The sequence below is a fragment of the Paenibacillus sp. FSL H3-0457 genome, assembly GCF_037981725.1.
Taxonomy (GTDB): Bacteria; Bacillota; Bacilli; order Paenibacillales; family Paenibacillaceae; genus Paenibacillus; species Paenibacillus amylolyticus.
Map to the genome: position 1 here is coordinate 6,554,844 of NZ_CP150283.1, position 23,509 is coordinate 6,578,352.

A 23,509-nucleotide genomic window follows, 5' to 3' on the forward strand; every position below is an offset into this window, starting at 1 on the left:
AAGCATGAGAAAATATGGTAAAGTGTTGTTAATTATCTATTTCCCGTTGATTAATACGATACATAACATGAATAACACTAGCCTTGAACTCATAGGAGGAAACAACAATGTCACCACCAAAACCATCCCCACGTATCCCTCGTCTGCTGGAAACGTCGCGCATATACCTGCGCCCTTTCGAGATTACAGATGTGGATGCTTACTTCCCTGGCCTGTTTGACGCCGAGATGCGCAGGCTGACAGGAACACAGAACAGTTTCACACGCACTCAGGTTGAACGTTACGTTGAGAATGCAGCACAGGATGACACCAGACTCATGCTACTTATTGCTTTACAGGAAGATAACCAGATCATCGGAGATGTCGTCCTGATGGACATGCATGCCAAGAATCGCAGTGCACATATCCGGGTTGCCATCGATCAGGCGGTGCATCAAGGAAAAGGTTACGGTACCGAGGCGTTGCTGCTTATGCTGGACTACGGCTTCGGAATCTGTAACTTGCATCGAATTGAGCTTGAGGTGTATGCCTTCAACGAGCGAGCCATTCGCACTTATGAGAAGCTTGGATTCCAGCGCGAGGGTGTGAAGCGGGATGTCTTGTTCTACAATCATCAATACCATGATGCCATTCAGATGAGCATGCTTGAGGATGAGTTCAGGCAACGTCATATGAGAGATCAGCCAGAGAGTGTTTAAGTTTTCGATCAGCTAAAATCAAACCAAAAAACCGGGGGATTTAATAACCCTCCCCGGTTAGAAACTTCAAATGACCCGTCAGCACCGACAGCTCGGCGGGTGTCTTCATATACAATTCGCCATCCGTATCGGCTGACATCGGCGCATCCGTCTTCACTTTTAACGTAGATGCCTTGAAGTATGAAATGCTCTCACTCTGAGGTTGCCATTCTCCCTCTGGCTTGTGTGACAGAACCTCTCGCAGCAGCGGAATGCCTGTCTCATGAATAATGAGCACGTCCAGTTCGCCATCCTGCAACGCATCCGGTGCAAAGGGTAATGCATTTGTTCCCAGAAAACGGCCATTGGCTGCATAGATCATCACCGCTTCGCCTTCCATCTCTTTCCCATCCGCCTCCAGTTGGTAACGAAATGGCTCTGTATGACTAATTGTCTGTAAAGTGCTGATAAAATAACTGAGCTTCCCCAGCGCGCCTTTCAGATTCTCGTTAATATTCTGCGAAGCATCACTGATCAAGCCAATGCCAAAAAAGTTCGTGAACACCCGATCATTAGCTCGTCCAACATCAATAGATACCACCCGACCTGCCAGCATTTCTTGTGCCGCAATCTCTGCATCCGGTGAAATCCCGAGCGAACGCGCAAAGTCATTACAGGTGCCTCCAGGCAATATGCCTATCAACGGAGGATGTTGCAGATCGGCCAGTCCATTCACGCATTCATGCACCGTGCCATCCCCACCCAGGATAAACACCACATCGAATTGTTCCCCGCGTTCACGACACAGCTTCTCTCCTTCACCTGGTTCATCCGTACGCACAATGACGAGTTCAGGAACAGCGGGAGCCAGCACACCAGCCACAAGGCCTACTGTATTCTCACGATTGGCCTTGCCCGAATGATGATGATGAATTAACAACGCTTTGTTAAACTCCATCCCTCTTCCTCCATTCCAATGCTTGTTACCCTTTACCCACAAAGGTCGAAGCCGTAAACAAGCCCTTCGCTACGCACTCATCATGATTCCAAATAGGTTTCCCAATCAGGTATGCATCCTAATCCTCATTCATTCGTAATAGCTATATAAGTTCAACTTAAGAATATTCACACATGCCGCTCCGATGCCAGAATAACCTTCCGATCGCTGTTATCCCCAGATTTTTCTGATTTACTTTTACAAAGGTGAAAATCTGGTGATAAGCGTATGCTTCCGATGTAGCTTTCTTTCAGAAAGCTTTTAGGCCAACACTTCGCTTCTTCAGGTTATTCTGTCCTCTACGTTCTCGTGTAAATGTATAGTTAAACTTAAATAGATAACCCTTTTATCTAACTAGCCAATTCCTTTTTTAACCAGATTTATGCATGAGAATGAGGGTTTCTCCGCACCTTAATGTCATAAGGCTGCAAATTTTGCTGGTGAGAACCCATTCAAATTGAGTCAAAACGGTTATATCTATACCATATACGAATGGAGGGATTCCCTATGATTCCGGCAACGTTGGAACAATTGGAGCAAGTTCGCAAGGAATGCCGTACCATGGTTCGCAAAAGAGCTACCGCATCTGCCGGTACAACACTCGTTCCGCTACCCGGTACAGACGTACTGGCTGATGTGGGGATGCTGATGCAGCTGTTGCCTGCCATTAACAATAAATTCGGATTATCACAAAAACAGCTGGACGGCATGGACCCCGAGACCAAATCCATGATCTATGGATTCGTGATGTCCATCGGAAGCAAAGTCATCGGTCGTATGATCACCAAGGAATTGGTGGTACAGGTTCTGAAAAGAGTCGGCATACGCGTAGCCACCAAATCGGTCGCCAAATTTGTTCCGTTTGCAGGACAGGGACTGGCTGCCGCACTCAGCTTCACAGCCATGCGCTATGTGGGTAACAAACATGTGGATGACTGTTATGAGGTTGTCAAACGCATGATTGAGCAGCGCGAATTAATCCCGGGTGAACCCGCTCCGTCTGCCCTGGAGGAAGCTAACAGCGACGACGTGAAGGCAGAAGTGAAGTCAGTCTCTAGCAATGACACTGATGAACCTTCGAACGATTCTAAGGATCAGTAAAATGCGGGTCATGCCCTGTTCAAACAGAGGCATACAAAGTATCTCATGACTAATCTGGATGTCCCAATCGGTAATCTTATGCTCGTATGCTTGTATCTAGATTGATGTACAATGAATTCAAAATATAAATAAACGGGACAAAGCAGTGTAGTTACACCGCTTCGTCCCGTTTTTATTTTTGCAGCATGGCATATGTAAGACAATTATGACTACGGTTTATTTGAAATGTTTAACGAACTAAGCACACTCAAATAGGCCCAATTCCACAATTCCGGCATTCTAACGAATCGTAGACACTTATTTTCTCATTCTGCAGTTTATTTTACCACTTTGTGTTGCTTATCAGAGAAATAACATGTCTCAAGTTCGTTAGAATTGGGAGTGCTTGATAATCCTCCATATAAGGTGTCTACAATTCGTTAGTATGGACGAAGGATGAACCCTCATCCTGTCTGCACCTCACGCAAACAACTGAAAGGCTGACGGACACCTTAACCCAGTTACCATGCCAACGTTCCTTCACATCTTATAGATCCATCGTATCCAAACGAATCCAATCAGCTTCACATTGGAATACACTCCTCTGGATACACGACAAATAGCCGGGAGCATCCCTAGGGGGCTCCCGGCTATTCTTGTTAGTTACAGTGTAATCAGATCGCCTGCGGTTGTTGCTCCGCAAACTGACTATTGTACAGATCCGCATAGAAGCCCTGACTTGCCATCAATTCATCATGATTACCCTGTTCAATCACGTTACCATGATCCATAACCAGGATCAGATCGGCGCCGCGAATGGTAGACAAACGGTGTGCAATGACAAAGCTTGTGCGATCCTTCATCAGATCATTCATTGCTTTCTGGATAAATACTTCGGTCCGTGTATCCACGCTACTCGTCGCTTCATCCAGAATGAGGATGGCCGGGTTCGCCAGAATTGCTCTTGCAATTGTGAGCAACTGTTTCTGCCCTTGAGAGATGTTCGACGCCTCTTCATTCAGCACCGTATCATAACCATCAGGCAGTGTACGGATAAAGTGATCCGCATGTGCCGCAACGGCTGCCTTAATTACATCGTCTTCCGTAGAACCTTCTCGACCATAGGCGATGTTGTCCCGAATCGTTCCGTTGAACAACCAGGTATCCTGAAGCACCATGCCGAACAGACTGCGCAGCTTACCACGCTCCATGTCCTTAATGTCTGCACCGTCAATCGTAATCCGACCATCCTGAATTTCGTAGAAACGCATTAACAGGTTGATCAGGGTGGTTTTACCGGCTCCCGTTGGTCCAACAATGGCTACCGTCTGTCCCGGTTTTACATCAATATTCATGTTATGAATGAGCAGTTCATTTTCTTTATATCCAAAATTAACACCTTGGAATGCAACCGCACCTTTAGGCTGCTGTAATTGCACGGGTTGTTTGGACTCCGGAACTTCTTCCTCTTCATCCAGCAACTCGAATACCCGTTCTGCCGAAGCAATCGTCGATTGAATAATATTCGAGATATTTGCAATCTGGTTAATCGGTTGTGTAAATTGACGGGAATATTGTGTGAAGGCCAGAATATCCCCAATAGAGATAGAACCACGTGTAACGAAGATCCCACCGACCACACAGATCAGTACATAACCCAAGTTACCCACAAAACTCATGAGCGGCATAATAATACCGGAGATAAACTGGGCTTTCCAGCCAGATTCATACAATTCTTCATTGACCTTCTCAAATTGCTGTACGGATTGTTCTTCGCGTCCAAATGCTTTGACAACCTTGTGTCCCGTGTACATCTCTTCGACATGACCATTCAGTTCCCCAAGGGATTTCTGTTGACCCGCAAAGTGTTTTTGCGAACGAGATGCAACCAGCATGACAACAACTACACTGAGTGGCAACGTCAAAATCGTGATCAGCGTCATCCATGGACTAATCGTCAGCATCATGATAATTACGCCGACAATTGTGACGATGGACGTAATGAACTGTGCCAAACTTTGCTGAAGTGTATTACTGATATTGTCCACGTCATTCGTGGCACGGCTAAGTGTCTCCCCAGTTGTGCGGGAGTCAAAATATTTCAAAGGAAGACGTCCAACCTTCGCACTGATCTGCTCACGCATGTCATACACAACACGTTGGGCCACACCGGCCATCAGGTATTGCTGAACATACATAAATGCAGCACTGAACAGATAGAGTCCGCCAAGCAGGTATAACACTTTCATCAATGCAGGAAAATCAATCCCGGCTCCCTGTACACCCTGAAGGATGGCAATGGCGCCTTTACTGAGAATATCCGTTCCTTCGGCCATAACTTTTGGACTGATGATGCTGAATACGGTACTCAAAATGGCTGCAACCAGCACACCTAACAGACGAGAACTATGGGGCTGGAGATAACGAATCAAGCGACGCAGTGTGCCTTTAAAATCTTTTGCTTTCTCAGCGGGAGGTCGCATGCCCATTCCGGGACCTGGACCCGGCCCACCATGGGAACGAGGCGACTTACGTTCTGTACGTTCACTCATGCGATCTCCTCCTCTGTCAGCTGGGAGGATACAATCTCGCGATACACTTCATTGTGCTCCAGCAGCTCTTTATGTGTTCCTGAACCGACAATTCGGCCCTCATCCATAACCAGAATGCGATCGGCATCCATTACTGTACTTACGCGTTGCGCAACAATTAGCACAGCCGCTTCTGTCGTTTCGGACTTCAGTGCAGCACGAAGTTTAGCATCCGTTTTGAAATCGAGAGCAGAGAAACTGTCATCAAAGATATAAACTTCCGGCCGGCGAACAAGTGCGCGAGCGATGGACAGACGTTGCTTTTGTCCACCAGATACGTTGTTACCACCTTGTGCGATAAGGCTGTCATATCCCTCTTTCATCTCGGTAATGAAGTTCTCCGCCTGAGCCGTACGGGCTGCATGAACAACTTCATCCATTGTGGCATCATCTTTCCCGTGACGAATATTCTCCGTAATCGTACCCGTAAAGAGGACTGCTTTTTGTGGTACAAAGCCAATTTTGGCACGCAGATCTTCCTGCCGAATTTCACGCACATCCGTACCATTTACCCGAACACTGCCTTCGGTCACATCATAAAATCGTGGAATAAGACTGAGCAATGTCGATTTCCCAGAACCCGTACCGCCTATGATGGCTGTTGTCTCACCTGAGCGAGCTGTGAAGGAGATATCGGACAAAGCTGGATTCTCTGCGCCCGGATAACGGAAAGTTACATTGTCAAACTCAATCATACCCTGCATGGATTTCATACCACGAGGCTGCTCGGGATTGCTAAGATCCGGCTGCATATCAAGCACTTCGTTGATCCGTTCTGCCGATGCTGAAGCTCTTGGAATCATAACAAAGATCATCGAAACCATAATCAGTGAGAACATGATCTGCATTGCATATTGGATGAAGGCAATCAACGCACCGATGTTCATATTACCAGTGTCGATCCGCATTCCACCAAAATAAAGGATGGCAATCATCGAAAAGTTCATAACCAGCATCATCACAGGCATGATGGTCGCCATGAGCACATTAACTTTGATCGATGAATCTCTCAGTTCTGTATTAGCCCCGTTAAAGCGCACTTTCTCATGCTCCCCACGGTTAAAGGAACGAACAACCCGAATCCCTGTTAACTGCTCACGTAGCACCAGGTTGAGTCGGTCCAGCTTTTTCTGAATGGTTTTGAACAAAGGTAAACCCTTGGCACCAATCAGCGCAATAGCTCCACCCAGTACCGGAAGCACGACCAGGAAAATCGTAGATAATTTGGCGTCCTGAGATACCGCCATGAAGATCCCCCCGATACACATGAGCGGAGCCATAATCATCATGCGCAGCATCATTGTAAGTACATTCTGTACCTGTGTGATGTCATTCGTCGTACGCGTAATCAGCGAAGCAGTACCCATCTTATCGAACTCTTGGAGAGAGAAGTTCTCCACATGGCGGAATACTCTGCTACGCAGTTGTTTGGCAAATCCACCCGCTGTTCGAGATGAGAGATAACTGGCAATCACCGAACACGCTGTTCCGCCAATCGCGATGACCAACATCCATCCACCAATCTGCCAGATATACGGGATATCCCCTTTAATGATGCCGTCATTCACAATATCTGCCATTAACGTAGGCAGGTACAATTCAGCAAGCGACTGAAACAGTACCAACACCAGAATAAAAATAATCGGAATTTGGTATGGCTTCAGCATGCGAAACAGTTTCATCATGGCTTATCATCTCCTCTTGTCGAATCATCCTTTTGCAAGGAAGTTAATGTATCAAAAAAGGTGTATACCTTTGTCAACAACTCAGCCAGCTGAGTACTGTCTTGCTCACCCAAATGGTCAACTAACTTATTGAATATTTCCATGCGTTCTTGGTGAGCAGCCCGAATAATTTCACGACCTGCTTCAGTAATCGTGATGCGGACAGCACGGCGATCCTCCGGGTCCATCGTCCGTTTGACCAGTCCCTCATCTTCAAGGCCACGAATAACAGGTGTAATGGTCGGTGACTTCACTCGTAGCAATGCGCTGATTTCCGAGACTTTCATCCCGGGGTGATTGGATTCGATCGTGTCATTGAAATCAGGCGGATTGTCCTGCCAGTTCAATTGTTCTCCCGGATGCATCCCGTGGAGTAAACAACCCAGCACCATAATTTCATTGTGATTGCGCCCATGAGGTTTATGTTGCCTCCATTTGCCTTTATTAAACTGCATAATGGAGTACAAAAGCTTCTGAGCGACCGGATCTATACCAGTCATAATGGGTCCCTCCTTCTTTCTTTATCATTCCATAGACATCCAACATCATAGGACATCTATTAAATAGTAATACAATTAAATAGATGCACAATTAATTAGGTGTACTAAGTATATTATCGCAAGAAGCCATTGTCAAACATCTAAAAATAACCAACATAAACCCATAACCAAGAGCCTATACGCGCTTGATTTTGGGTTTTGTCATTATGCCGTCATTGGAGCTTGCTATACTTATTATGTGTAATTCCATGAATTCAACTTACAAAGAAGCTCCCATTCATTACTCCGGTGGATGATGGCCCGGAGGTAAGGAAGGGGAGCATTTTATTACGATTGAAAAGTAGACACAAAAGAACTTTCTTATTGTATAAATTGCATGATTAGGTGCGTTTGTTACTCATCAGGACTGTGAAGCAGAGACTGTTTTAAGCACTGAGGCAAACGGGAAATATTCTTTTGCATTGTTGTAGGCAATGCCCTGTACGATCTGACCGAGCAACTCCATATCCTGCGGTGCCTCCCCTTGTTCGGCCCATTCACCAATTAGGTTGCAGACCAGACGACGGAAATACTCATGCCGGGTGTAGGACAGGAAGCTGCGTGAATCGGTCAGCATGCCAACAAAACGGCTTAGCAGACCAACATTCGCCAAGGCTTTCATCTGAGCGAGCATGCCATCCTTCGTATCATTGAACCACCAGGCGGCACCAAGCTGGATTTTGCCCGGAATGCCCCCGCCCTGGAAGCTGCCGATGATCGCCGCGAGCACTTCGTTGTCCCTTGGATTCAGAGAATACAGAATCGTTTTGGGCAGTGCTTGCTGCTCATCCAACGCATCAAGTAATCCAATCATCGCTGACGACAGCGGTGTATCATTCACGGCATCGTAACCGGTATCCGGCCCAAGCTTGGCAAACATCCGCGTATTGTTGTTACGGGCTGCATTGATATGAAACTGCATCACCCAGCCCCGATCTGCATACAGTTTGCCAAGGAACGTCAGCGTTACCGTCTTGTACTTGTCCTCTTCCTCACGAGTTACCTTCTGACCCGCAAGTACCTTGGCAAAGATGGCACCCGCCTCTTCGCGTGTAGCCACACCGTAAGGGACATAATCGAGTGCATGGTCAGAGACTCTGCCGCCGACGGAATGGAAAAATTCCACACGTGACTCCAGCGCAGCAAGGAAGGATTCATAATCTGAAATGGCAGTGCCAGATGCCTGCGACAGCTTGCCCACCCATTCCACGAAGGTATCCCGGTTCAATTCCAAGCCTTTATCCGGGCGGAAAGAAGGTAATACCGCCGTATCAAAGCCTTCGATTTCCTGAATTTTCAGATGATACTCCAGAGAATCCGTTGGATCATCGGTTGTGCACACAACAGTGACATTGGATTTGGTAATCAGATCGCGTGCACCGAATCCGTCACTGTTCAGTTTGGCATTTACTTTTTCCCAGATGGCCGGTGCGCTTGTCTCATTCAATACTTCGTAGACGCCGAAATATCGCTGTAATTCCAGATGAGACCAGGCGTACAGCGGATTACCAATCATCATCGGTACCGTTTTGGCATAAGCCATGAAACGATCGTAATCGGTTACTCCCTCGCCGCCGGTCACATATTGCTCTTCAATTCCGTTTGCGCGCATGAGCCGCCACTTATAGTGATCACCGTATAACCAAGCCTCTGTAAGATTGCCAAAGGTTTTGTTCTCGTAGATCTCCTGAGGACTGAGGTGGCAATGATAATCAATAATCGGCATGTCTTTGGCATAATCCTCATATAACTTGATCGCCGTTTCATTGTGCAGTAAAAATTGTTCATCCAGAAAAGATTTCATTCGCCTCGCACGCTCCCTTTAGGTGAGTTTACGTTCATATGGGTTCACTTCCCATCTTTACGCTACACTGTTTATCATCAAAGTTCAATATAAAATGATAGCGTTATCAAAAAAGGTTGATTTAGGCATATATTCGGGAACAAGGTATACTGGATTTAACGCAAGGATGCTGATCTGAAGATCACACAAGGAGATGAAATGAATTGAAAATCACTTTTCTCGGCACAGGAGATATGTTCAGCATGGAGCAGCACCACAATAGTATGTTGGCTGAATTCGGAGACACGCATCTGGTCATTGATTTTCCAGAATCAAATGCTAAAGCACTCAAGGAATATGGGTTCCCCATGACCGATATCCACAACGTGTTCATTACTCATTTGCATGAAGATCATATTAATGGTGTACAGATGCTGGGTTATTACGCACAGATCGTAGGCGACCGCAAACCCCGTCTGTTCATACACGAACAATTGGTAGATCCGCTCTGGAACATTCTATCCCCCGGCATGCGCTACACAACGGATGGTGAACGTACCATGAGCGATTACTACGATGTCGTTCCCCTGCCAGATGGAGGCACATTCGAACTGGGCGGCGTGACGTTTGAGACGTTTCGGACGCAGCATGTTCCCGGTATGGTCAGCAATGGGCTTCTCGCCAAGCCTTACTTCTATTACAGTGCAGACAGTACACTCGACCAGGAACGGGTGGAGCAAGTTGCCGCTGATGTGCAGCTGATTTTCCATGAATGTCATATGCACGATCTGGTCATCAAATCCCATACCTCATTGAAGGATCTGGAGCAGTTACCCGCGGAAGTGAGACAGAAAACCGTACTGATGCATTATCATGACGAGTACGCGGATGCGGACAGACGGGATCAGTTCAACCGCGAGCATGATCTGCGGATGGTTGGCACGTTGGAATCATTTGAACTGGAGTAGGTAAAACCACAAACCCGAAAAGCCTGGAGCATTTTCAATGGAACGAAGTGAGTTCAATCGAATGTGGGATACGATGAATCAGTATTTTGAAAAGTAATAACCTTACTATCTCAAATAGATGAACCGGCAGCGTCTACTCAGATTCCTCATACGGAACTGGCGGATGCTGCCTTTCTATTAATCTAATCTCTCTCCAATGACTTCATATACTCAATCGTCCTTGGAGACGGCTCGGCCTGAACATGAAAATAATCTTCCGTTCGCTGATCATTTGGGCCATAGGAAATTTTGATATACATATCTGCATAACGCTGGAGGATATTGCTGTCGATCTCCGCCTTTGGTTTCAAGACATAACTTCTGCTCAGACTCAATCCAAGCGGTTCCTTGTCCGGCCCTAAACTAATCTCGTGTGTATTGCTCACATTGGAATGAAATAACTCTCCAGCATCTATTCGATTTATCATGTTGGGATCGAGGGTGAAGGACTGAATGACATTAACCATGGGCACCCGAGCCTCATTCACCAAAATCTCATAAGTAATCCGATCAACTCCGGATGCATGACTCACATCCACCGTTGCTGTCAAATTATAATCATCTGGCGAGTTCGTCTGAAAAGACTCAAGGTTCTTCGTAACCCGCTCATTCAAATCTCTTCGCTCCGAATTCAACGTATACTCATCGGTTCGCTTCGGTTCACCCGCTGGCCCCTGGTTTGGTCCCAAACTGCAAGCCCCCAGACACACGGCTATTACACATAGGTACATGACCAACGGGAAGAAACGGTTCATCTCTCTTTTGGGACTCATGTCATCTCTCCTCTTCTCCAATCCTCTGCAAAGAATATCGCTTATTACGTTCTCTCATTTTGTTTTCTAACACTCCATATTTGGATTATTGTACCATGTATTAAGATGTGGAACCGAACTGTTCCTTTCTCATTTCATGTTTTTACTAGTAGCAGTGATTCGTTAGCTTAACTCAGTTAAGCTAACGAATCTGAGAGGCCTTATTCGGTTGAAATCCGAGTTACCAGTATTCTAACGAATCTCAGACGCGTTAATCTGGTGATGTTGCTCCAATTGGCGTTATTTCAATCGTTTTTGAGAGTAATAAGATTACTGAGATGCGTTAGAATTCCAATAACGCTAATTCAGTGCAAATAAGGCGTGCTGAGTTCGTTAGGATGGAGTTTTAGTTGCACCTAGAAAAATGCAAAAAAAACACCTGAACACAGGCATGCATGCTCTCCTGTTCAGGTGATTCAACGATCTATATATACTGTTTTTATACGGTCGGTGTATCATTTCTTATCCTGCCTGGCACATGCCGTTACTCAGCGTCAGCGCAGTCCTCATTCTGTTCAGGAAGAGCCCATACCGAGACGCCTCCACCGCACACATGGAAGGTGGCCCAGCCGTCTTCCTCAATGGTAATCTGATCATCACAGCTCTTCGTCAGATCCACCCAGACTTCACCAGCACGATGCTCTCCGATGAACATCCTCTTCTCACCGTCATCCCCGTTGGAGATGACCACTGCACAACCGGAACCTTCGATTTCCTCTACGCCACGACGTACCCAGCCAATCGTATTGGCGTGATCGAAGTAATCTTCCTGCTCTCCATACGCCTTGTTGCAACGGGCAGACAGCAGAATGTCCAAAATCTCTTTTTTGCCATCCACAGGTTCAGGACCACCAATGCCATAATAATCCCCGTAAAATACAACCGGATACCCATCACGACGTAATAGCGTCAACGCATAGGCGCTTGGCTTAAACCAGTCTCCAATCCATGATTCCAACGCTTCATGAGGTTGGGAGTCATGGTTATCTACAAAAGTTACCGCATGGGTAGGATGTGTCTGAACCAAGGTATCATCAAAAATTTTGGAGAGATCAAAGTCTCTACCTGCAAGCGAAGCCTCATGCAACTTGTAGTGAAGAGACACGTCAAACAGGTCGATCTGATAGTCTACCGTATCGAGGAATTCACGACATGCATCCAGGTTTGAATTCCAGAACTCGCCTACGATGTAGAAATCCTGACCGCGTTTGCGGATCATCTCTGCTGCGAATTCCTTAATGAATTCATGGTTGATATGTTTAATCGCATCCAGCCGGAACCCACCACACTGGAGGGTATCGATCAGCCATTTCCCCCAATCGATCATCTCGCGCCGAACATCCGGGTGGTTATAATCTATATTGGCGAACATCAGATAGTCATAGTTACCAAACTCATCATCGACATTCTCATTCCATTTTTTATTCTCTCCTGCGATGCGGAATACACCTGTTCGTTCTCCCTTGGCATCAAAGTCCGTGCCGTTGAAGTGTTCAGAGTTCCATTTAAAAGAGGAGTGTTGATCCCCGCGACCCGGGAATGTGAATTTGGTCCAGCCCTCAATCTCAAACGGCTCAGAAATTTCCTTCGTTCGATCATTGGGATCAACCTCGATCACTTTGAACACTTCCGTCTCATCTGCTCCGGCCTTGTGATTCATGACCAGATCCACATAGACGGCGATTCCGTTCTTCTGACACTCGGCAATGGCCTCCACCAGTTCCTGCTTGGTGCCATATTTGGTCCGTACGGTACCCTTTTGATCAAATTCGCCCAGATCGTACAGATCATATACACCATAACCTGTATCTTCTGCGGACACTGCCTTGGTTACGGGTGGTACCCATACCGAGTCAATGCCTTTGGCTTTAAGTTCCGGGGCCATTTCAGCCAGTCGCTTCCAATGATCTCCGTCTGCAGCCAGGTGCCATTCAAAAAACTGCATCATGGTATGATTTCTCTTCATTATAACCGACCTCCTTGATTGCTATCGAAGCGGACCGCGGAACGGATAGGGTAATCGCCGTTGTTCGTTCGTTGCTAACCAAGTTATAACCCTTTCACCCTACCCTTCAATCATATAAAGGAAAGAAAATCGAAAAATATATGCTGTATAAGCTGAACAAAGATTATTTACACTGACACTACAATGACAGAATAACCTTCCAATCGCTGTTATCCCCAGATTTTTTGATTCCCTTTTTCGAAGGGGAAAATCCGAGGATAGCGTATGCTTCCGATGCAGCTTTCTTTCAGAAAGCTTTTAGGCGAACGCTTCGCTTTTTCAGGTTTTTTCTGTCCTCTCCGTTATCGTGTAAATGATTAGTTCAACTTATATACATGCATCATTTCATTCGTAGTTCGTTCATCAAATTCGCTTGTAGTCCCGCCACTCCTCTGGCAGCAGGGAACGATAAGGTTCTTGGATAAACCGATCGTCGACCAGCACCAGCACACCCCTGTCTTCCTCCGTCCGAATCAGCCGTCCACCCGCCTGCAGCACCTTGTTCATACCGGGGAAAATATAGGCATAATTGAATCCGTTGCGTCCTGTCCGATCATAGTAATCACGTAATACGTTGTTCTCCAGACCAATCTGCGGCAGCCCCGCACCTACCACAACGACGCCATTCAAGCGGTCTCCCGGCAGATCGACACCCTCAGAGAATACGCCACCCATGACAGCAAATACCAATCGTGTTCGTTCAGGATTGGGCTGAAATCCATCCAAAAACTGCTCCCGTTCCAGTTCGTTCATGCCTTGCTTTTGTATGACCGTATCCGCTTCATTCGGAAGTTGTGCATAGGTTTCATATATCTCGCGCATATAAGGATAGGAAGGGAAGAACACCATTAGATTACTGCGCGGCCATTCACTTACCAGCTGTTGCAGCATCTCCGCAATGGGTCGCCGGGATTGCTCCCGGTCCTTATATCGCACAGATAAGGGCAGAAGCCTTACATCCAGTTGTTCGCGCTGAAATGGTGATGGAATCTGCAATGTATAATCCTCTTCCTCTGCACCCAGCATATCCCGATAATAGCGAAGGGGTGACAATGTGGCCGAAAAATGAATGAGGGAGCGGAATCCTTTGGCCGTCTGACGAAGCAGTACCGAAGGATCGAGACAAAATAACTTCACTCTCACTTCACTTCGAACACACTCTGCATACGTAATAAAACGTTCATCATACAGCTTGGCAATGCGCAGGAAATTCTGTGCCGTGAAGTAGGCATCCAACAACAACTGATCCGTCTCGGCATTCCCCGAACCACCTTCAACAAGACATTGCTCCGCAACCATGACAAAAGGCTCAAGTCGTTCAATCAGTTCCTCCGGTGCTTCCTGCTGGATGATCTTTCCTTCTTCTCCACCGTTTTTCCGAAGGGTAATCAGATACTTATCAATGGCCCCGGTGTAGTCAACAATGGCTTTGGCAGCAGGCACACTGCTGTCCAGCGACTGGAACTCTCTTTTCACATCCAGAAATACTGCCTTCTCCAGCTCAGCGGAAAACATCATTCGGCCACGATCGACCAGATTATGAGCCTCGTCCACCAATAACACCGTCTTGCGTTTCTGCTCCTCCAACATTCTTTTCAGAGAGATCCTCGGATCGAAAATATAGTTATAATCGCAGATCACCGCATCGGCTGCATACGCCGCATCCAGGGAAAACTCAAACGGGCACACCCGATGTTTGCGCGCATACTGCTCGATGACCGGACGTGTCATCAACGTCTCATGTTCCAGCATGTCCAGCACAGCACCGTTAATACGGTCATAATACCCTTCACACATGCCGCACTGCCCCGTATCACATGCTTCCTCTTCTTTAAAACATATCTTGTCCTTCGCGGTCAGACTGATCACATGCATCTTCAATCCTTCCGATTGCATCCGGGCAAAAGCTTCTTCTGCCGCCACCCGTGTCGTCGTCCTCGCGGTCAGATAGAACAATCGGCTTGCTTCGCCTTCGCCAATCGCTTTGACCGTGGGGAACAGTACGGACATCGTTTTACCAATGCCTGTTGGTGCTTTGGCCATCAATCCCTGGCCTTCACGAATGGTCTTGTACACGGCTCCTGCCAGCTTCCGCTGTCCCTCCCGGTATTTGCGAAAAGGAAACGGCAGCTCTTTCACACTGATATCACGCTTTTCTTCATATGCAGCGATCATCTCTGCATATGGCGCATAACCGGCAATTACTTCTGCCGCAAACTGCTCCAGTTCCTCTCGTTCTGCCATTCGGCGGAATCGTCTTTCTTCATGAGTTACCGAATGCACGTACGTCAGCTGCACTTGCATGCGTGGTTCATCTTGCTGAACGGCGTACATGTAGGCATACATCATCGCCTGCGCCCAGTGTACGGGAAGACCTTCTCCCAGATCATCCAGATTGCCCGCAGTTGATTTGATCTCATCCACCGTCAACTGACCCTCCAACCGGATCAGGCCATCACATCGTCCCTCCACCACATAGGTCAGATCCCCATGTTGAATCTCAGCTTCGAGCACAATCTCTTTTAAATCCTCTTCCGTGTACTCCTTCTGTACCCGCTGATGAATTCGAGTTCCCTCCTGCATCGAGGCATTGGTACGGAACCCTGGACGTATGCTGCCGCTGCGGTACACATACTCCACCAAAGGTCTAACCGATATCCGAATTGTTGTTGTCATACGATCACCCGTTCTGTTTGTAGTGACTATACTTTATCATGAAAAGGCGTACTCAAACCAGTTGATCCGCCGATTGGACTCGCACAATCCCATATGCTATGTTGAGTTAGAATGTACTTAATAAGGAGGCCGCTTCTATGTATATCTATTTGGTTCCTTCACCGATTCCGGATGCACTTGCTGCATACCCGCATCTGACTTTGCGAAGCGAAGAGCACGTGCGTCTGGCTATTGAATCCGCAGAACGCCTGATGAATATTGAGTCTGATGATAAAGTAGCGGCATATGAAGCTTTTGATGCCGCAGGCTCCTGGACTGGCGGTGGTTACGCTGTTCTCAACAATATCCCTGTCACAGAGGATGGTCGTAACGACTTCGAAGAACGGTTTAAGAACCGTGCCCGCAAGGTAGAAGACGAGCCTGGCTTTGTCGGTATTCGTGTGCTTCGTCCTCTGAAGGATGACACATATGTCGTACTTACACTCTGGCAGTCAGAAGAAAACTTCAAAGGCTGGCAGGAATCCCAAGCATATAGTCATGCTCACCGTAACCGCAGTACAAGCGAAGGCCTGACCGCACAGAAACCTACCATGTTCCCCAGACCTTCTTACGTCACAACGTACACTATAGAATAACGAAATTGGGTCGCATCTGGCTTTTATCGCAGTAGCCCATGTTTTTTCAAACCTCTTCCTGCATGGGAGAGGTTTTTTGCCGTCAATTATAGAAGGCTCTCATTTTTGACACAGCCATGCTGAGATAGGATAATACTTGTTAAATGAAACTTCGGAAGGGAAGGCGGTACCTTGTCACGCAGTTCACTCACCCGATTTCTAAGCGGACCGTTTATATTCTTTACCATTATCATGATGATCAAAAGTTCACTGGCCTGGATTGTTATCTTTGATGACATCCCTGTCTGGAAACCACTGCTGACCGAATTGCCGCTCATCTGGATCGGCTTCTGTCTAATCGAGTGGTTTGCTGCCAAGCGGCGAATGTGGATATACCTTGCCATGAATTTGCTGCTCTCAGGGATTTTCTTTGCAGCCATCATGTACTACAAATACTATGGCGTAATCGTTAACTATCACGCGTTGGCACAGGTGAATCAGGTGACTTCGGTCAAGAGCAGCATGTTCTCTTTGCTTGATCCCTATTATTTGTTTATTTTTGCAGACGTGCTGATCATTGGGGGGATACTCATTCGTCGTCGGATCAAGCTCGGGAGTACAGAACGTCCGAACCGCATTCCGCTTGAACGACGTGCCAGAAGACGGGTTGCCTCGGTCATTCTGACCCTTTCCATGATCCTGTGCATGCTCAACATCTATCCCAATCGGGCCAGCATGAGTGAGCTTACACAAGCAGAACAGATGGGCATCCTCGGTTACGAGGCGTATACCATCCTGGATCGACCTGATAAACCTGTGCCCATTGCTCACATTGATCAGACTGACATCGACCGGCTGAAACAAACGACCGAACTTCCTGCAATTGTGGAGCAGGGTGCCGCGAGCGGACGCAACGTGATTATGCTCCAGTTGGAATCGTTTCAGAACTTTCTGATTGGATTAGAGGTAGATGGACAAGAGATTACGCCTAATCTGAATCAATTGGCTAGACAGAGCCTGTATTTTCCGAACTTCTATCAGCAAGTGGGACAGGGAAATACATCGGATGCAGAATTTGTTGTGAACACATCGTTCTACACCCCGCCGAACGGGGCAGCAACAACTGTATATGCGGATAAAGCTCTGCCGAGTCTACCCAAGCTGATGTCAGCAAACGGATATCAGACAGCTACATTTCATACAAATGATGTTCGTTTCTGGAATCGGGATCAGTTATACAAGGCACTTGGATTTGACCAGTATTATGATATTAATTATTTCGGCACACAGGACTCTATCGCCTTTTCGGCCTCGGATGAAGTACTATATTCCAAAACACTGGATAAGCTGGAATCCATGCAGTCTTCGGGCGATCCCTTCTATGCCCATATCATCTCCATGTCAGCCCACCACCCGTACACTTTGCCTAAAAACAAGGTGAAGCTGACGCTGCCAGAGCGTTACAAGGATACGTTGCCCGGTGATTATCTGATATCACAGCATTATGCGGATGAGGCAGTTGGACAGTTGATTGCTGGAATGAAAGAACGGGGATTATGGGAAAATAGCTTGTTCGTCTTGTACGGGGATCACCTTGGACTTCCCATCTACTCACTGGATCGGGATGACAAAGTCCTTATGAAAGAATTGTATGGTCGGGAATACACATCAGCAGATATGATTAATATTCCACTCATTATCTCGGCCCCGGATGCTACTCCGGGTGTACAGCTGGAGCAGATCGGAGGCCAGGTGGACATTCTGCCAACGATTGCGGGACTCACCGGAGTATCGCTGAAGGACCAATTACACTTCGGACAGGATTTGTTGCATGAAGGTGGAAATCTCCTACCCGAACGATATTATCTTCCTTCCGGTTCCGTGCTAAACGATGCTTCTCTCTTCATACCGGCGAAAGGATACGGGGACGGAACACATTATTCCCTAGCTGATGCGGGCAGACAAGATGCCGAGCAACAGCAGACGGGTGTTCCTTCAGAAGAGATATCGAAGATTTCGGGAGATGAGGAATCTCCAGCTATAGCCACACCCAATTGGCAGTCTTCTTCACGGTTTATAACGAAGGAACAATATGATCGAGCATTGGATCTTGCACACTTGTCCAACAGTTATTTGAGCCAACTACCGGATCGAAAGGACGCGAACTGATTTTATTTTTCTAATATTCTAAAAAGAGCTTCATGGTGAATCACCAAATACTGAAGTTTCTTCAAGATTACACATCTATAACGTACATGATCAATCCTGCAAGGATGAACATGTGCGTTATTTGAATTACACACAATCGGTATTCAACCCTTTTCCATTTCAGAAGGCTACAAGAGCTGATGAATCAATATTCTTTAAAATATTTCAGTAGTTCCGATTGGAAACTTTCAGCAGTAAAACTATGCTCTCGATTTTTATGAACAATCAGACCATGCGTAAAGCTTATTTTAGAAGTAAAAGGAAGAATTTTTAATCTACCCATCTTTAGTTCGTTTTTGATCGCTATTTTAGGGACCAAGGCAAAACCTTTTCCACAGCATACAAGTTCCTTGATCATCTCAAGACTTGAAAGCTCTAACGCATCCTTAACCACAATCCCTTCATTCTTTAGAACATCTACAGCAGTCGTATGATACAAACAAGATGTGCCGTTACTGATAAACACCTCGTCATTTAGAATCTGCGCCCCTACACTTTCCACTTTCCAAACCAAATCCTCAGATGCAACAAAAACAATAGTCTCTTCCATAATCGGATAAAAGAGAATGTCATGTCGCTCAGGGTTTTGAGGAACAATGCCAAAATCCAGGGCATAATCCAGCACACTTTTTAGAATATCTTGATGCGCCCCTTGTTCAACACGTAAATTTACGCTTGGAAAGTTTCTCGTATATTCCTGTACAAATGGAAGCATGCGTGTAAGAAAAAAGGATTCCTGTAGTCTAATATTTATTGTTCCGCACGGCTGATTCATATCATTCATACTTTCTTTAAGGGATTCACTTAAGTGGACATACTGATAAGCATATTTGGAAAATACTTTTCCAGCTTCCGTAGGTTCCACCCCTCGTGGAAATCGATGAAACAACTTCTGTCCGCAGATCTTCTCCAGCTGTTGAATATGAGTTGTTACTGTGGACTGGACATAACCTAAGCGCTCCCCAGCTCGGCTGAAACTCTTCTCTTCAAGCAAAGCAATAAATGCCTGAAAAAAACGACCCTCTAAGGAATTTATCATATCTTTCACCCTTTTGTATTTTGATTTGAAATAGCTAGTATTCAATCTATTCGTTATTCAAATGAATAGTTTAATTATACAATAAAAACACGTCATCACCAGTTCTACAAGTAAGTAAGAGAAATAATATTGGACTTCTTAATGAATCCAGAAGGAGATGTAAAAAATGAAGATTAGTTATCAGCACCAGAAAGTTGGAGATGTCGAAGTTTTTTATCGTGAAGCCGGGCCTAAGGATGGCCAAGTTATTTTACTATTACACGGGTTTCCATCCTCTAGTCATATGTTTCGCGACCTTATTCCCAAACTCGCAGAACAATACCGTGTCATTGCCCCTGATCTTGCTGGGTTTGGTCGTACAACAACTCCACCCCGTAGTCAGTTTGACTTCACATTTGACAGCCTGTTTCGAGTTATTGAAGGTTTCACTGAAGCATTAGCTCTTAAGAAATATGTAATGTATGTGTTTGATTATGGGGCACCTGTCGGTTATCGCTTGGCAGTGGCTCACCCGGAACAAGTTCAAGCCATTATTAGTCAGAATGGCAACGCATATGTCGAAGGGTTTAGTGACGCATGGGGACCTTGGGAGATGTATTGGCACTCTCCAACACCTGAAAATCGTGAAGCATGTCGTGATTCCTTAACCCCCGAAACTATCCGTAACTTTCAGTATCTTCATGGAACTGATGCTAGCCTTGTTTCACCAGACGGATATTCACTGGATATTGCCTACATGTCACGCCCGGAAGCTGAAGAAATCCAACTGGATTTAATCCTCGATTATAGAACAAACGTGGATCTTTATCCTGAATTTCAGGCTTATTTCCGCAATTATCAACCTCCTCTTCTAGCTGTATGGGGTAAAAATGATCCTGCTTTTCTTCCTGCTGGAGCTTTAGCTTATAAGCGTGATATCCCATCTGCAGAAGTGCATTTACTTGATACTGGGCATTTTGCTCTCGAAACACATGTGACAGAGATCCATGAGCTCATTCACCACTTCTTAAAGAAAATATTTTAAAACCAACTTACATTGGCTCAATCTCAACCTCGAACTAAATAGAAAAAACCCGTAGAAAGCAGGTCCAATAATGGCCTGTTCTACGGGCTTTTTGCATCTGTCATCATTCTTCAAGGTACTTGCAACGCCACTATGATTTAATGTTCTATCCCGTCCAGTTTACAACGGCAGTAGCGCAACCGACTTGCGAGCAGTCAATTGCTCTACCATGGCAAGCCATTCCTGCGGTTTGTTAGGAAGCACAGCATAATATCGATTCAGGAAATCAGCCACCAGACTGGCTGGCAGTTCATCAAGCGACTCATCGCCTGGCATGAAACACAGATCCAATCCGCCAACTGCTTCACCGTCACCTTGCCAGGATGGATGAACATACGGGAAGTCCAGACGCTGATATCCCAGATGGGACAGCACTTCGCGACGCACATACGGGTCCATCGGCTTGATGCCGCCAAACTCATGATCCTGACTCAGATAAGGGTTATAGATTTCGGCAAACATACCGAACAATTCTTTCCCGTTTGCTGCAGCCAGCTTTTGCAGATCACGCTTGCGGTGATTCGCCAGGAAACTGCCGATCCCCAGACCTTCACGCCCAATAATCGTGAAGTCCGTCATGGCTACGTTCCAATCCTCGTAATAACGGTACTCTGTCGCTCCAACAACCTGTCCCTCATGCACAGCCACGAACACCCGAATACCCGGATCTTCCAGCGGTTCTTCCCACAGGGGGAAGTCAAGCACTTCTTCCCGCGGGAAAATCTCCTGCATCAACTTGTGCATTTGGGCAAACAATGGATCTTTAATGGATGTAATACGCGTGAATTCCATGAATAAATACCCCCTCGATTGATGATGTATTTCGTTTAACATTTCTTTATCTGAACGGATTCCGCCACTCCATCAGGGCTGCATAATTGCAGGATTCCTCATCGTCCAGATAGTCCGCTGTCACACCAACTGGCATGCGCCCACAACGAAGCAGGAACGATATCACCGGATCACGTCTTTCTCCCGCTGCCACCTGGTTCAGATATTCCTGCGCAGACAGTTGGTCTGCAACCAAATGATAACCGGGCATTCTACCAGCACCCAGTAACCGATCCATCCCCTGAGCGATGACAAGGTGGTACATCGCCTGCATCATAAGCTGAGCCAGTCCCCATTTGCGGTACTTTGGACGAACACAGAGATCAACAATATACAGCGTGTTGCCATCCGGCTGGTGGTTACGAATATAACCGTCATCCGTTACTTGGGCCCAGGTATGACTTGCTGGATGTGCAGGGTCCCACTGCATCCGTAGCGAGGTCATTGATCCGGCCAACTCTCCATCGACTTCAATACAGATGGCACCCTCCGGGTAATGCTGTACATGACTGGTGAGCTGCTCGTGACTCCAGAGCAGCTCTTCCGGATAAGGAGGAGGGAAACTCTCCGCCTGAATGCGAATGAGTTCCTCAAAGTCGGATGCAACATAATTGCGAACGACTGCATTTACCCTTTTGCCACTTCGCTCCGGGTCGGTAATCAGCATTTCTTTGGTATACATGTTGCCGGTTCACCCCTTTCCACTGACAAAATGAATTGCCTACTCTGTTTCGCTTCGGTTTTAATTATGTGTTCAAAAAGGTCGGTTTTCAGTACCGAGAAGATGGGATGAAGCTAGAAATGGAGTAGCGGAGCGTAGGGAAGACTACGTGAGCAACGGACATTTCGGCTGAATTCCATATTCGATGCTGATGATGCCACTAGGCATCCTTCGTAATCAAAAGCGGGCTTTTTGAACAACCTCTATAAGGTTGCCTACTCCCAATCGGTATATAGATCAGTACGGCGGTCACGCCAGGTCGTTACCGATCCACGTTCGCGCACCTCATACAACAAGTCCAGATCCAGATCGGCGGTCACGATCATATCGTTGTTAATCTCACCCTCGGCCAGAATGCCACGTGGCGGGAATGGGATATCATTCGGCGTAATAATTGCAGCCTGTCCATAGTTGGCACGCATGAAGTCAACGGTCGGCAGGTTACCCACTGTTCCGGTTAACACAACATACACCTGATTCTCCACCGCGCGGGCATGACTCGTATAACGCACACGGTAGAATCCATGACGATCGTCCGTGCAGGAAGGACAGAAAATCACGTCAGCGCCTTTGGCTTTCGCCATCCGTACAATTTCCGGGAATTCAATATCATAACAGGTCAGCATGGCAATACGGCCTTTATCGGTGTCGAACACCTCAAGTCCATCTCCGGGAGCCATATTCCATTCCTGTACTTCGGTTGGTGTAATGTGAATCTTGTCCTGACGCGCGATGCGACCATCCGGGTAGAACATGTGGGCTGTATTATACAACTTCCCTTCACGGCGAATGACGTGGGTTCCCCCGATGACGTGCATGCCGTACTTGGCAGCGAGTGACGTGAACAGTTGTTCATATTGTTCCGTAAAGTTTGGCAGATCCTCAATTGTCAGTGCATTGCCTTGTTTGTCCCCAATGGACATTAACTGCGTTGTGAAAAATTCCGGGAACAGGACAAATTCGGTTCCGTATTCACTCGCTGTCCGTATGTAATGCTCAGCCTGAGCGGCGAACTGCTCAAACGAGCTGATTGTGTGCAATTGGTATTGTACAGCGGATACCCGCAGTTTCATGTTCGTACACCTCCATCATGATTATGCTTCCATTGTAACAACGATCCGGGGTCAACAAAAGAGTATTTA

At 46.6% G+C, this 23,509-nt stretch carries 18 protein-coding genes; 6 read left to right on the forward strand and 12 right to left on the reverse strand.

Going from position 1 to position 23,509, the window contains the following annotated elements; genetic code table 11:
* The first annotated feature begins 107 nt into the window (after window positions 1-107).
* A complete protein-coding gene (locus MHH25_RS28830) occupies window positions 108-698 on the forward strand; it encodes a GNAT family protein (RefSeq protein ID WP_340018685.1) in 591 nt (196 codons plus the stop codon).
* A gap of 40 nt (window positions 699-738) precedes the next feature.
* On the opposite strand, the gene MHH25_RS28835 is transcribed toward MHH25_RS28830, so the two are convergent.
* Entirely contained in the window at window positions 739-1,635 is an 897-nt protein-coding gene (locus tag MHH25_RS28835) for a YegS/Rv2252/BmrU family lipid kinase (RefSeq protein ID WP_340018686.1), read from the reverse strand.
* A gap of 546 nt (window positions 1,636-2,181) precedes the next feature.
* On the opposite strand from MHH25_RS28835, the gene MHH25_RS28840 reads away from it, so the two are divergent.
* On the forward strand, window positions 2,182-2,775 hold the full coding sequence (locus MHH25_RS28840) for a hypothetical protein (protein WP_340018687.1): 594 nt from the start codon (window positions 2,182-2,184) through the stop codon (window positions 2,773-2,775).
* A 653-nt stretch (window positions 2,776-3,428) separates the two neighbouring features.
* Here the strand turns inward: MHH25_RS28840 and MHH25_RS28845 are convergent.
* From MHH25_RS28845 to uxaC, 4 genes are all read right to left on the reverse strand, one after another.
* On the reverse strand, window positions 3,429-5,306 hold the full coding sequence (locus tag MHH25_RS28845; protein ID WP_340018688.1) for an ABC transporter ATP-binding protein: 1,878 nt from the start codon (window positions 5,304-5,306) through the stop codon (window positions 3,429-3,431).
* On the reverse strand, window positions 5,303-7,030 hold the full coding sequence (locus MHH25_RS28850; protein WP_076253717.1) for an ABC transporter ATP-binding protein: 1,728 nt from the start codon (window positions 7,028-7,030) through the stop codon (window positions 5,303-5,305). The genes MHH25_RS28845 and MHH25_RS28850 overlap by 4 nt, the downstream gene beginning before the upstream one ends.
* A complete protein-coding gene (locus MHH25_RS28855; protein WP_339190835.1) occupies window positions 7,027-7,569 on the reverse strand; it encodes a MarR family transcriptional regulator in 543 nt (180 codons plus the stop codon). The genes MHH25_RS28850 and MHH25_RS28855 overlap by 4 nt, the downstream gene beginning before the upstream one ends.
* Window positions 7,570-7,969: 400 nt before the next feature.
* Window positions 7,970-9,412: a glucuronate isomerase gene (gene uxaC / locus MHH25_RS28860; protein WP_340018689.1), complete on the reverse strand. Its 1,443-nt coding sequence runs from the start codon at window positions 9,410-9,412 to the stop codon at window positions 7,970-7,972.
* A gap of 203 nt (window positions 9,413-9,615) precedes the next feature.
* Between uxaC and MHH25_RS28865 the strand changes: the two genes are divergently transcribed.
* Window positions 9,616-10,359 (forward strand): MBL fold metallo-hydrolase, encoded by a 744-nt coding sequence (locus MHH25_RS28865; protein ID WP_340018690.1) that lies wholly within the window; start codon window positions 9,616-9,618, stop codon window positions 10,357-10,359.
* A gap of 182 nt (window positions 10,360-10,541) precedes the next feature.
* On the opposite strand, the gene MHH25_RS28870 is transcribed toward MHH25_RS28865, so the two are convergent.
* From MHH25_RS28870 to MHH25_RS28880, 3 genes are all read right to left on the reverse strand, one after another.
* Window positions 10,542-11,171, reverse strand: a complete 630-nt coding sequence (locus MHH25_RS28870; protein WP_340018691.1) for a hypothetical protein — start codon at window positions 11,169-11,171, stop codon at window positions 10,542-10,544.
* A 523-nt stretch (window positions 11,172-11,694) separates the two neighbouring features.
* Window positions 11,695-13,176 carry an alpha-amylase gene (locus MHH25_RS28875; protein ID WP_340018692.1) on the reverse strand — a complete coding sequence of 494 codons (1,482 nt, stop codon included), beginning with the start codon at window positions 13,174-13,176 and terminating at the stop codon, window positions 11,695-11,697.
* Between the two features lie 402 nt (window positions 13,177-13,578).
* Complete coding sequence (locus tag MHH25_RS28880; RefSeq protein ID WP_340018693.1) at window positions 13,579-15,891, reverse strand: ATP-dependent DNA helicase; 2,313 nt, start codon at window positions 15,889-15,891, stop codon at window positions 13,579-13,581.
* A gap of 137 nt (window positions 15,892-16,028) precedes the next feature.
* On the opposite strand from MHH25_RS28880, the gene MHH25_RS28885 reads away from it, so the two are divergent.
* Window positions 16,029-16,526 carry an antibiotic biosynthesis monooxygenase gene (locus MHH25_RS28885; protein ID WP_100528274.1) on the forward strand — a complete coding sequence of 166 codons (498 nt, stop codon included), beginning with the start codon at window positions 16,029-16,031 and terminating at the stop codon, window positions 16,524-16,526.
* Between the two features lie 171 nt (window positions 16,527-16,697).
* Complete coding sequence (locus tag MHH25_RS28890; RefSeq protein ID WP_340018694.1) at window positions 16,698-18,674, forward strand: LTA synthase family protein; 1,977 nt, start codon at window positions 16,698-16,700, stop codon at window positions 18,672-18,674.
* A 184-nt stretch (window positions 18,675-18,858) separates the two neighbouring features.
* On the opposite strand, the gene MHH25_RS28895 is transcribed toward MHH25_RS28890, so the two are convergent.
* Window positions 18,859-19,752 carry a LysR family transcriptional regulator gene (locus MHH25_RS28895; protein ID WP_340018695.1) on the reverse strand — a complete coding sequence of 298 codons (894 nt, stop codon included), beginning with the start codon at window positions 19,750-19,752 and terminating at the stop codon, window positions 18,859-18,861.
* Between the two features lie 166 nt (window positions 19,753-19,918).
* Here MHH25_RS28895 and MHH25_RS28900 point away from each other — a divergent pair, with 166 nt between their 5' ends.
* Window positions 19,919-20,776 (forward strand): alpha/beta hydrolase, encoded by an 858-nt coding sequence (locus MHH25_RS28900; RefSeq protein WP_036612931.1) that lies wholly within the window; start codon window positions 19,919-19,921, stop codon window positions 20,774-20,776.
* A gap of 159 nt (window positions 20,777-20,935) precedes the next feature.
* Here the strand turns inward: MHH25_RS28900 and MHH25_RS28905 are convergent, their stop codons facing one another.
* The 3 genes from MHH25_RS28905 to MHH25_RS28915 form a co-directional block, all read right to left on the reverse strand.
* Window positions 20,936-21,607 (reverse strand): hypothetical protein, encoded by a 672-nt coding sequence (locus MHH25_RS28905; RefSeq protein ID WP_036612933.1) that lies wholly within the window; start codon window positions 21,605-21,607, stop codon window positions 20,936-20,938.
* Window positions 21,608-21,653: 46 nt separating this feature from the next.
* The gene (locus MHH25_RS28910; protein ID WP_340018696.1) at window positions 21,654-22,328 is read right to left on the reverse strand and encodes a GNAT family N-acetyltransferase; all 675 of its coding nucleotides are present in this window, start codon (window positions 22,326-22,328) and stop codon (window positions 21,654-21,656) included.
* Between the two features lie 254 nt (window positions 22,329-22,582).
* Window positions 22,583-23,440: a carbon-nitrogen hydrolase family protein gene (locus MHH25_RS28915; RefSeq protein WP_221819709.1), complete on the reverse strand. Its 858-nt coding sequence runs from the start codon at window positions 23,438-23,440 to the stop codon at window positions 22,583-22,585.
* Window positions 23,441-23,509: the final 69 nt, after the last annotated feature.